Origin of the sequence: Pseudomonas sp. (genome assembly GCF_030690725.1) — a bacterium.
GTDB lineage: Bacteria > Pseudomonadota > Gammaproteobacteria > Pseudomonadales > Pseudomonadaceae > Aquipseudomonas.
The window spans coordinates 65,107-74,658 of the sequence record NZ_JAUYGD010000062.1 but is presented as its reverse complement, the minus strand read 5'-3'; the positions used below and the strand labels follow the sequence as shown (position 1 = coordinate 74,658).

Here is a 9,552-nt window from a genome sequence, read left to right as displayed (position 1 = left end):
CGATGCACAGCAGAACGTCATAAAACATCGCGGCGAGACGGCGGATCAGTCCGGCGCTGGGGAATTCACCCTGCGGGCGCAGCAGGCGTTTTGGCATGGTTGGCTCTTTACTCAATCGGCTGGCGGAATGGCGGCAACAATACGGCATTCATGGGAATGGACGGCCATAAAAAAGAAGGTTTCATCGGCTTCGACAATGCCTGATAAATGCTGAGCCTGATGATCAGCAATCCGACTAAGGAAGCGGTGTCGCCACAGAAAGGCCGTGTTCTTGCTGACGCCGCACTGTATTGCGGCCTTACGTATGCTCAGGCGTCGCGTCAGAGCCTGAGCATAGTCTTGCCAAAGATGGCGCTTCCTCAATCGCGCCATCGGGGTGCCCGTCAACGCATTGCTGGTTTTACCGCAGGCCTTGCAGCGATACCGAGGTAGGCCACCGCTGGAACCCCACGGGCGTAGCCCAGTGAACTGGTAATGTACGCAGCGGCTAGGGGCTTTGATTACGGACCGTGGCAGCCCATCAGCCTCAGAAAGGCAGGATAGTAACTGACTACGTTGCTCGGAGTTGAGGGCGGCGAGTTGCCCCATCCACCGTGAGAACTGAACCGTTTTCATGATCAACCCCTCATGTTTGGAGATGTCACGGTTCAGTTTAGACCTCTACAACAGTTAACTCAGACAGAGCCAATATCTAACAACTGGAGGTCACTATGAGCGCAGCCCAAGCGATTAGAGAGAGTGTCGCGGCACAGCCTGCCGGTGAGCCCTTCACCCCGGCCCTGTTCGCTGGGCTGGGCTCGCGTGCGGCTGTCGACCAGACGCTGATGCGCCTGACCAAGGCTGGCCATATCGAGCGTATCGGCCACGGTCTGTATAGCGTGCCCAGGGTGGGGCTTTTGGGTATCAAGGCCATGCCTTCCCCGGAGCAGGTGGCGAAGGCGCTCGCCGCGAGCGAGGGCGCAACCATCGAGGTACATGGTGCCGAGGCAGCGCGGCGTTTTGGTTTCTCGATCCAGGTGCCGGCGCAGCCTGTGTTCTACACTACGGGTTCGTCACGTATGGTGCGCCTAGGCAAGATGGTCGTGCGCTTGCAGCACGTAGCTCCGCGCAAGCTGGCACTGGCGGGGCGCGCTGCTGGGCAGGCGTTGTCCGCGTTGTGGTATCTGGGGCGGCACCAGGTTACGCCGGCTACCTTCCAGCGCATCGCCGAGAAGTTATCGGATGGCGAGTTCGAGGCATTGTGCCAGACGAAGGCGGCGATGCCGGCCTGGATGGCGGCGGCGCTGACCGGCTACGAGCGGAGTGACGTTACGCATGAGGCCGTTTGCGTAAAGATCATTTAAAGTGCAAAATAAGTGCATGCTCTTTGTGTCAGGTGATACGCCATGAATACTGTGCTGCAAGAACCCTTCGTTGAACGGTTTCGCGAAGCCAATACCCCGTATCTGTCGCCGTCCAAGGTAGGCGACTTCTTTGGCTTTCGGGTGCAGGAGCTGGCCGAGCGCGCGCATGTGCATCGCAATACCCCTACCGCGCGGCCCCAGGCCCCACAGTTGCAGAAGTATCTGCAGGAGATGGTGAGGGTGCTGGCGGTGGCCACCGAGATGACCGGGGATCTTGAGCGTGCTGCCTTCCTACTGCGCAATGAGCCACTACGGGCCTTTGGCTACAAGACCGCCGACGACCTAATTCAGGAAGGGCGGGCAGATGCGGTGATCGCCTATCTGGAATCCCTCGCCGGCGGTGCCGCCGGATGATTTCGAAAACCCTCGGCGAGGGCGGGGGCTCGGCCTGTTACCGGGTCATCGTGCCGGCCTACGCCGGCACGCCGCTGTCCGGTATGGGCGCAGCGCGCCAGGGTGGCCGGTTCAATCGCCCGGATCAGGAGGCGCTGTACCTGTCGCTGGATGAAGCGACGGCGCTCGCGGAATATAAGCAGGATAACCCGTGGCTGCGCCCGGGCACGATCTGCACCTTCTTCGTCAGCGGGCTGCGTGTGGCAGACCTGAGTGCTGGCTTCGATCCGGAGCACTGGTCGCCGCTGTGGGCCGACTTCGCGGTGGACTGGCGTGCGGAGTGGTTTGGCAAGTCCAACGAACCGCCGACCTGGTACATGGCCGACGACGTGGTGGCTGCAGGCCTGGACGGCATTCTCTTTCCCTCGCAGGCTCAGCCGGGTGGGACCAATCTGGTGAACTATCGCAGTTCGGCTAGGTCACCGTCGCAGTTGCGCGTCTATGACCCGGATGGGGCGCTGCAGAAGCTCGAGCGGAGCTGACTGGTGGTTCGCTGATTCAACTCAGATGGTTGTGGATGAGCTGGCGTTGCTCCGAGGGCAGTGCCGGGCTCGTTGTGAGGCTGAGTTGCTGGCCGTTGGTCCATGCCAGTTCGGCGTGCTGGCCATCGAGCTGCAGGCGCGCTTCGCGGAAAACCCAAACCTGCTGCGTTTCGCCAGCGCTGTGCCGGGGGCGCAGTGTAGTAACGGACTGCTCGGTGACCCAGAGCCATTCATGGGTGGGCTCCGGTGTGCCGGCTTGCGTGCGTAGGCAGCTGATTTCGACCAGATGGCCCTCTGGCGATGTGAACAGGCGCATGACCTGATAGGGCAAAGGCATAGCGAGGTGGCTGTCTCTAGGGAAGGGGCGGATTCTGCCAGATATGAGCGCCTTGTTCATCGTCGGGTTCCCTCATGGGGCGTATTCAGGGTGGCCCAGTCCAGCGACAGCGGGGCGATGCCACGCGCCCGGTCGATGTTCTCGGCGATCTTGAGCGCGGCGTCGAGTTCGCTGATGCCATGCTGCTGCATGAGCTGGTAGCGCTCGGCTTTTTCCTCCGGCTCGGTTTGTGCGAGCGCGAGATAGAGGCTGGGCGGCACTGCGCGAAACAGCAGTTCCATGCTGCGTGACAGAATCACGCCTTCCGAGAATTTGCCGGCTTCCTTCCTGGCCGAGAGCATCAGGGTTTTCTGCGCAGGGGTAAGTTCGCGGAATTTGGCGATCTTCTCCACCTCGTCTGGTGGCATGCCCAGGCATAACCACCACTCCATCATGTTCAGCATCGGTTCTGCCGCTTTCGGCAGATCGTCGAGGTTCTGCGTCGCCAGCCAGAACCACGCGCCTAATTTCCTCCACATCTTCGTCAGCTTCACCACGTAGGGAGACAGCAACGGGTTCTTGGTGATGATGTGGCCTTCATCGGTGACGTTGATGATCGGGCGACCGAGATACTGGTCGCGTTCCGCGATGTTGTTGACGGTGTTGATCAGCGAGATATAGGCGATGGAGAGCTGAGCGTTGTAGCCCTCGCGGGCATAGGTGGCGAGATCCACAATGGTGATGTCGGCTTCCGGCCAGGGCGTGCCGGGGCGGTCGAACATCTCGCCGTCTGCGCCTTGGCAGAACATGTCCATCGCATCGGCCATTTCCAGCAGCCGGGCGCGGCGGATCTCGGGCAGGGTGGTGTCGCGGCCACGTTCGCGCAGCGCATTGCGTACGTCGCGGGTGAGCACCGTGCGCTGTTCGGCCACGCAGCGTTGCGCCGCATCGAGGATGCACTGGCGGATCAGGCTGCGGTCCGCGCGCGTCATGCGCGCTTCTTCCTTGTCCTCCCCTCCGGTGATCATCAGGCGTGCCGTGATTTCAAGCTCGCCCAGCACGTCGCGCTGCTCGTCGCCATCGGTAGTTGCGTCGTCTTCATCCAGCGCGTCGGCGTCGAGCGTCTGCATCTGGCTGGGTGTTTCCACCAACCGGTGTGCGTCGGCGAACGGCGCAAGGCTGACGCCTGCGCCCGGTGCGAGCTTCACGCGATGCACTGTGAGACCCAGCCGCGCGGCGAAGTCACCGTACAAGCCGAAACTGTTGCCGGCCTCGACAATGAACAGTCGTGGCCGATAGATCGCCGTGACCTGGTTGAGCAGGTTGTTGAGTGTCGCGCTCTTGCCCGAGCCAGTCGGGCCGGCGAGGAACAGGTGGGCGTTCATCTGCCGGTCCAGGCGATTGAGCGGGTCGAAGGTGATCGGCCCGCCGCCGCGGTTGAACAACGTGATGCCTGGGTGGCCGGTGCCCTGGCTGCGACCCCATAGCGGGGCAAGGTTGGCGGCGTGCTGGGCGAACATCAGTTGGGTGTACCACTGGCTCTTGTCTTTCGCCGGATCGTAGACGCAGGGCAACCAGCGCAAATAAGTGTTGAGCGGTGCCACTTCATCTTCTTCGCGTACCGGTTGCAGTCCGGCACCGAGAAGCACGTTGCCGAGTTGCAGGCCTCGCGCGTCCAGCTCGGCTTCGTCGCGGCCACGCAGGTAGAAGGTGAGGGCGCTTCGGTACAGCTTGTGGGCGCTGCCGATCAGGCTGCGGGCCTGTTGCACATCGGCACGGGCCTGTTCCGAGGCCAGCGTGTCGCCCACGGCTTTGCGGCCGAGGTGATTCAGGTGTGCTTCGAGCACATCCTGCGGGGTGATGACCAGAGTCAGGCACTGGATGGTGTCTTCCGGCAGTTGGTCGAACAGCGCGTTGATCGCGTCGCCCTTGCGGGTTTCGCCGGTGATATGCCCTGTGGTGGGCGGGCTGCGCAGACGGTCGACGGCGATGGCGCGGTGCGGCATGCCATCGAAGTACCACTGGCCCAGGGCAACATCCGAGCGTGGCTGGCCGAAGAACAGCCGTTGCGCAAAGTCGCTGCCGCTGGCCAGCTCGATCTCGCCGGGTTCCTGTTCGTCGGGGTAGCGGGTCAGCGCATAGAAGCGTTCCCGGTCTTCGGCGGTGTTGCCGAGCTGGGTTGGGTGTGGATTGAACCAGCGCAATAGCCAGCCGTGGATCTCCGCTGCGCCGAGACGCCGGGCGCGCACACCGGCATGGGCCAGTCCGCCGGTGAGGCGGTCGCAGACCCGGTTGAGCGCCTGCTCGGGCGATTGCCCACGGCGCTGCGGTGCCAGGCCGACACGGCGGTAAACGACCAGCCGCGTGCGCCGGGTCTGCCCGCGCCACGGTAGGCGGGTGACGGTGTTGTCCTCGAACAGACCGCCCGGCTTGGCGATGGCCTGCAAGTGATGGCCGAAGAAACGCAGGTAGAACTCGGTGAAGGCGCTGCCTTGGGCGCGGGGCTGGACGTAGTGGCGCAGCTCATCGAGGTAGCGATCCCAGTTGGTGTCGTCCTGCGCGTAGAGCTGCACGACCCAGGGATTGTCCTCCAACTCGTCGAAGGCATCCTGCAGCACGTTTTCCAGAGTGTCGCGAACCTGCAACAGCCAGGCGGGCTCGCGTCCTTCCGTGCCGACCGAGAGCAGTTCGTAAAAGGCCGCGACCGAGGTGCCGTCATCGAGCAGCATGCACTGCGATTGGGGCAGGTATTCGGCCCACGGCAGCAGGTCGGTGAACGAGGGGGCAGCATCGTAGAGCGCCTGCTCGTCGGCCTGGGTGGCTGGCCGACGTGAGGTGCGCGCGGTGCCGGGTTCGGCAATGTCGTTGGCGTGCAACTCGGCGACGTGGCGTTCCCAAGCGTCATGATCAGGTTCTGTCGTCTTCTCGTTCGGCATGCCCATGACCTCAGAGGATGGGCTGCCAGTATGAGGGTAGGTTGATACGTGCCATGCACAACAAACCGGATCTCCAAGCTCCTGTTTGTAAAGGTGCTCTGGAACTGAGTAGTTTCGCCGAATGGCACAGACCTGAATTTCTATACTGCTTATATGGGGGAGTTTTACACCTTGGGTAAATGAGGTGAACGATCTTGTCCTAGGGCTTCGACCTTCACTATTGAGTATTCTGCGGCAGCCACAGTTCAAGTATTGTAGTGTCTATAGCGTTTCAGTAATCCTCGACCCGTTCTCCAGGCAGCGCGTACTGCACCCGCTGATACAGGGGAAACAGCGTGGTGTAGCCAGGCACCGGAACAGGGTCGCTGCCGGCCAGGTGGGGGAACACATACATCAGCAAGTCAGGATTGGGCAGACGGTGGAACTGCCGGTAGATCTCGTTCTGCGCCGTGCGCGTGTAGCGGGCCTGCACGTCAGGCGCGGCGTGTACATCGGCCTCACTCAGCGGCCGGCGCAGGGCCTGGCGCGCATCGAGCAGTTGCCGGGTGGTGCCGCGGCCGGTCTCGGCGTTCCAGATGTCGAGCATGGTGGTGTGGTCGTGCGGCAGCAGTTCTTCCTTGCTGGTAGCGCAGCCACCGAGCACCAGTGCCATGGCCAGCAGTGCCAGGCTGTCAGTCCAATTCCTGCGCATGGGGCAGCCCTCCAAGGCGGTGATCGATGCGGCGACCTTTCGGGTCGTAGTCGATGGTCAGGGGTTCTTCGAGATGCACGGCCACCTTGGCACCGGGCTTGACGTAGACCGCGGCGAACGCCTGGCCATAGAGCTTGTTGACCCAGGCGGACATGTCCTGCACGCCTCCGGCGAGGATGCGGCCCATGGCCTCGTTCGCGCCGATGCCCACGGTGCCGATGGAACCGTCGCTGCTCATGTAGGAGACCTGGCCACTGTCGGAGTCGATCAGCGAGGCGACGCCAGCGCCGGCTGCGGTGATCAGAGCTTGTGTGCCCAGGTACTGCTGCGCGTTGCTGCGGCGGTGGCCGCTGACGCAGGGGATACCGTGCGGGTCGCTGATCCAGCCCATGCCGTCCTGGGTGTTGCTGCTGTTCTGTTGGCGGTTGCCGCCACGCTCGTCGTCTTTCGGGATGGTGCGGATGGTGCCGTCCTCGAACACGAACGTGACCGAACGGATCTGTCCGCGCACGCAGGATAGGGTCCAGTCGCCCGATGCCGTACCGCTGACCACGGCACCGGCCACGTCGGGAATATCAATGCCGTTCGCCGTGAGGTTGTCCCGCCCGATCAGGACTTTGAAGGGGTACGGGTCGCTGACGGTGCCATCGATCGGTACGCGGCCGATCAGTGCCGTCATGGAGATGGAGCCCATCAGGGTCGAGTTGGTCGGCACGGTGTAGACGGCAGTCGTCTCCGGCACACCCGCTGAGCGGCGGCCGGCGTCGACGGCGGAACTGGCGGAGGTTTCGAGCGTCTTCTGCGCCGGTGCGAAGCTGGTGGGAAAGCTGAAGCTGGTGGCATTACCGGAACTACGCTGCTTGCCGTCGTCGCGCCGGTCCTCCGGCTCTACCCAGCGCAGGGTGTCGCCAGCCAGGCCATCGCCCGGCTCAAGGCCGAGGCCGACCGGTAGGTCTGCGGGGTTATCCTTGCCGATGCCATCGAGCCGCTGCTGCAGTTGTTGCAGCAGGCCCTGGGTTTGCTGCCGCTCGCTGCTGACCTGCTGCCGATCCTGCTGCAACTGGCTGCGCTCGTTTTCGAGCGCACTCTGGATGCGCTGGTCAATGGCACCTTCGCGTTGCCGCAGCCGTTGGTTCTCCTCGCGCTGAACCTTGTTGTCGCTCAGTGCGGTCTGCAACTCGGTGCGCAGTTGGCGGACTTGGGCGACCAGCGTCGCCACGGTGTCGCGCGGGGTGTCTCCTTCGATGCCGAGCGCTTTGGCTTCATCGGGGGTGAGCCGCACCGCTTCTTCCTGTGTGCTGGGCGCGTCGCTGCCGCCGGAGAACAGCTTGATGCCGACGAACACCAGCAGCAGAGCCAGCGGGATCATCAGCCACTTGAGCAGGCCATTACTGTGCATCGCGGCCTCCGTCGTGTTGCGGCACGGGCAGGTTGAGGGAGGCATCGACAGGCGCGATGGTCGGCAGCAAGGCCTGCGCCAGCCCATGCCCACGGGTGACGAGGTAGACGACGGTGGTGTCGTCCGGCGTGCCGTTCGGTCCCAGCGTCGAATGCTGGAAGGTCGCGGTGAGGAAGCGGCCTTGCAGCGCTCGCGGGTCCAAGTCAAGCCAGTGGGCGGCGTTGTTGCGCAGGCGCACGGCACTGACCCACAGGTCGTCCAGACGCCATGCCGCGATTGCCTTGGCCTGTACCGGCAGCGTCGGCAGCAAGCTGTCCAGCGGCAGGTCGCGGCGCAGGGTGGCGCGCATGACGCCCGGTACGGGTTCGACGGTGCGCAGCGGTGCGTAGAGGTTCTGTGCCGCGTAACGGGTCAGGATCACCGGCTGCGGTGTTGCTCGCACGGGCGGGGGCGCTGCGGCACTGCCGTCATCTGCATCGGTTTGAGTGGCGGATGATGCGGCCTCGATGATACGCACCGGCTCCAGCGGCAACTGACCGTCCTGGGCGGGTTCGGCGGCGATGTCGAGCAAAATCACGGTGCCGGTATCGGCGTCCTGCAATTGCAGGCGGGTCGGTTCGATCGGCTCGTTCGCCAGCAGGTAGATCGCACCGGCGGCGCTCTGCACGCGCAGGCGGTTGCCGACCGACGCGGGCACGCCGACGCGCACGTTTCGATCCACGAAGACGATGCGTTCCTGGTCGACCACCAGCGGCAGGGCCAGTGGCAACTTTTCCCAACGCAGGAGCTCGATGGCGTGGGCGGCGCTGAACGGGAGCAGCGCGAACGCCGCGAAGGCCAGTGGCAAGAAGCGGCTCATGGCATGTTTTCCGTGGAGGGGGCGGAGGTGGCCGCCGGATCAACAGGGGGAGCAATGCGCTGTGGCGCGCCTTCGTAGCAGTCGATGGCGAGCCCGAATGGATTGCGTTGCGGGTCGACGTCGATGCGCAGGACCTTGAGCGGGTAGCGCACCAGGGCACGTTTGACTTGCTCCGAGGCGTAGTACTCGTCTGCCGTGACGTCGAGGTTCACCACCCACTCGCGGTTGGAGACGGTGCGCACGCGCAGCGTGGGGTTGTCGCCGTAGCCGCGACCGGGAATCTCATAGATGCCGCGCACGCGCCGCCGCAGCTCGCCGGAATTGCGGCGATACTCGTAGTCCTGTTGCAGGAACGCCTGGCAGGCGGGCGTGAGGTAGGGCGACAGCGCGTGCAAGTTGCGCGGATAGTCGTCATCGCCATTGGTGGGCCAGCGCTGCAGCTGCTGCCAGACATAAAACGTGAAGGCATAGACTGATTCCGGCGGCACGTCCCACCATTGGCGCGTACTGCCTGAACGTAGATCTGGCGGCACATGAATCGTCAGGTCGCGTGGCGCGTTCCACCAGCCGATACCCATGACCAGCGCCAGTATGACCAACATGCTGGCCCCGATACGCAGGGTCTTGATATGGGCTTCGAGCCGCAGCACTTCGTTCTTGAACCGGCTCACAGCGTGTTGCTCCGGCGTGTGGTCCAGTAACCGGAGCGAATCACCAGCGTGTGACCATCGGTGAACGGCGCGAGCTGTGGCAGGTGGGTCGCGACCCACCACTGCAACTGCCGGTACAGCCAGGTTTCGGGGCGGCCGCGCTTGAGCCGGCGCAGCGCACCGCCACCGATGAAAATGCCGGCGGTGACCGCTAGCAGGATGGTCGTGGGAACGATGGCAATTGTCGAGAACATGAAGGCCAGCGGAATGCCGCTCACAAGGCCGATCACGCCTGATAATCCCGAGCAGACCCACAGCTCATTCGCCGTCAGCCCCCGCACCACCACGGGGTGACGGTTGAGACGGTGGGGCAGGAACGCCACTGTTCCATCCGGGCGGAGATCTTCAACCATGTCGGCGTTC

Annotated in this window: 10 protein-coding genes and 2 pseudogenes; 3 read left to right on the top strand and 9 right to left on the bottom strand. The window is 63.7% G+C overall.

Annotated elements, in window-relative coordinates:
* Positions 1-97: pseudogene (locus Q8O69_RS15175) on the bottom strand (RDD family protein); the annotation flags it as partial.
* A gap of 74 nt (positions 98-171) precedes the next feature.
* Positions 172-615 (bottom strand): annotated as a pseudogene (locus Q8O69_RS15170) (IS1595 family transposase); the annotation flags it as partial.
* A gap of 95 nt (positions 616-710) precedes the next feature.
* Between Q8O69_RS15170 and Q8O69_RS15165 the strand changes: the two are divergent.
* From Q8O69_RS15165 to Q8O69_RS15155, 3 genes are read left to right on the top strand one after another with little or no spacing between them, the layout of a single operon-like run.
* Entirely contained in the window at positions 711-1,343 is a 633-nt protein-coding gene (locus Q8O69_RS15165) for a DUF6088 family protein (protein WP_305593120.1), read from the top strand.
* 42 nt (positions 1,344-1,385) lie between these two features.
* The gene (locus Q8O69_RS15160) at positions 1,386-1,757 is read left to right on the top strand and encodes an MbcA/ParS/Xre antitoxin family protein (RefSeq protein ID WP_024767644.1); all 372 of its coding nucleotides are present in this window, start codon (positions 1,386-1,388) and stop codon (positions 1,755-1,757) included.
* Positions 1,754-2,278, top strand: a complete 525-nt coding sequence (locus Q8O69_RS15155) for an RES family NAD+ phosphorylase (protein ID WP_305593119.1) — start codon at positions 1,754-1,756, stop codon at positions 2,276-2,278. The genes Q8O69_RS15160 and Q8O69_RS15155 overlap by 4 nt, the downstream gene beginning before the upstream one ends.
* Before the next feature lie 16 nt (positions 2,279-2,294).
* Here the strand turns inward: Q8O69_RS15155 and Q8O69_RS15150 are convergent, their stop codons facing one another.
* From Q8O69_RS15150 to Q8O69_RS15120, 7 genes are all read right to left on the bottom strand, one after another.
* Positions 2,295-2,675 carry a hypothetical protein gene (locus tag Q8O69_RS15150; RefSeq protein WP_305593118.1) on the bottom strand — a complete coding sequence of 127 codons (381 nt, stop codon included), beginning with the start codon at positions 2,673-2,675 and terminating at the stop codon, positions 2,295-2,297.
* On the bottom strand, positions 2,672-5,530 hold the full coding sequence (locus Q8O69_RS15145; RefSeq protein WP_305593117.1) for a conjugative transfer ATPase: 2,859 nt from the start codon (positions 5,528-5,530) through the stop codon (positions 2,672-2,674). Before Q8O69_RS15145 ends, Q8O69_RS15150 begins: the two co-directional genes overlap by 4 nt.
* Before the next feature lie 271 nt (positions 5,531-5,801).
* The gene (locus Q8O69_RS15140; protein ID WP_305593116.1) at positions 5,802-6,221 is read right to left on the bottom strand and encodes a TIGR03751 family conjugal transfer lipoprotein; all 420 of its coding nucleotides are present in this window, start codon (positions 6,219-6,221) and stop codon (positions 5,802-5,804) included.
* Positions 6,202-7,620 carry a TIGR03752 family integrating conjugative element protein gene (locus Q8O69_RS15135; protein ID WP_305593115.1) on the bottom strand — a complete coding sequence of 473 codons (1,419 nt, stop codon included), beginning with the start codon at positions 7,618-7,620 and terminating at the stop codon, positions 6,202-6,204. The genes Q8O69_RS15140 and Q8O69_RS15135 overlap by 20 nt, the downstream gene beginning before the upstream one ends.
* Complete coding sequence (locus Q8O69_RS15130; RefSeq protein WP_305593114.1) at positions 7,610-8,479, bottom strand: TIGR03749 family integrating conjugative element protein; 870 nt, start codon at positions 8,477-8,479, stop codon at positions 7,610-7,612. Before Q8O69_RS15130 ends, Q8O69_RS15135 begins: the two co-directional genes overlap by 11 nt.
* Positions 8,476-9,150, bottom strand: coding sequence for a PFL_4703 family integrating conjugative element protein (locus tag Q8O69_RS15125; RefSeq protein ID WP_305593113.1), 675 nt, complete (start codon positions 9,148-9,150; stop codon positions 8,476-8,478). Before Q8O69_RS15125 ends, Q8O69_RS15130 begins: the two co-directional genes overlap by 4 nt.
* Positions 9,147-9,542, bottom strand: coding sequence for a TIGR03750 family conjugal transfer protein (locus tag Q8O69_RS15120; protein WP_305593112.1), 396 nt, complete (start codon positions 9,540-9,542; stop codon positions 9,147-9,149). Before Q8O69_RS15120 ends, Q8O69_RS15125 begins: the two co-directional genes overlap by 4 nt.
* Positions 9,543-9,552 lie beyond the last annotated feature (10 nt).

Excerpts from the sequence above, each read along its gene's own strand:
- Q8O69_RS15165 (WP_305593120.1), top strand. The coding sequence starts at position 711 with ATGAGCGCAGCCCAAGCGATTAGAGAGAGTGTCGCGGCACAGCCTGCC.
- Q8O69_RS15135 (WP_305593115.1), bottom strand. The coding sequence starts at position 7,620 with ATGCACAGTAATGGCCTGCTCAAGTGGCTGATGATCCCGCTGGCTCTG.
- Q8O69_RS15150 (WP_305593118.1), bottom strand. The coding sequence starts at position 2,675 with ATGAACAAGGCGCTCATATCTGGCAGAATCCGCCCCTTCCCTAGAGAC.
- Q8O69_RS15145 (WP_305593117.1), bottom strand. The coding sequence starts at position 5,530 with ATGCCGAACGAGAAGACGACAGAACCTGATCATGACGCTTGGGAACGC.
- Q8O69_RS15160 (WP_024767644.1), top strand. The coding sequence starts at position 1,386 with ATGAATACTGTGCTGCAAGAACCCTTCGTTGAACGGTTTCGCGAAGCC.
- Q8O69_RS15155 (WP_305593119.1), top strand. The coding sequence starts at position 1,754 with ATGATTTCGAAAACCCTCGGCGAGGGCGGGGGCTCGGCCTGTTACCGG.
- Q8O69_RS15120 (WP_305593112.1), bottom strand. The coding sequence starts at position 9,542 with ATGGTTGAAGATCTCCGCCCGGATGGAACAGTGGCGTTCCTGCCCCAC.
- Q8O69_RS15140 (WP_305593116.1), bottom strand. The coding sequence starts at position 6,221 with ATGCGCAGGAATTGGACTGACAGCCTGGCACTGCTGGCCATGGCACTG.
- Q8O69_RS15130 (WP_305593114.1), bottom strand. The coding sequence starts at position 8,479 with ATGAGCCGCTTCTTGCCACTGGCCTTCGCGGCGTTCGCGCTGCTCCCG.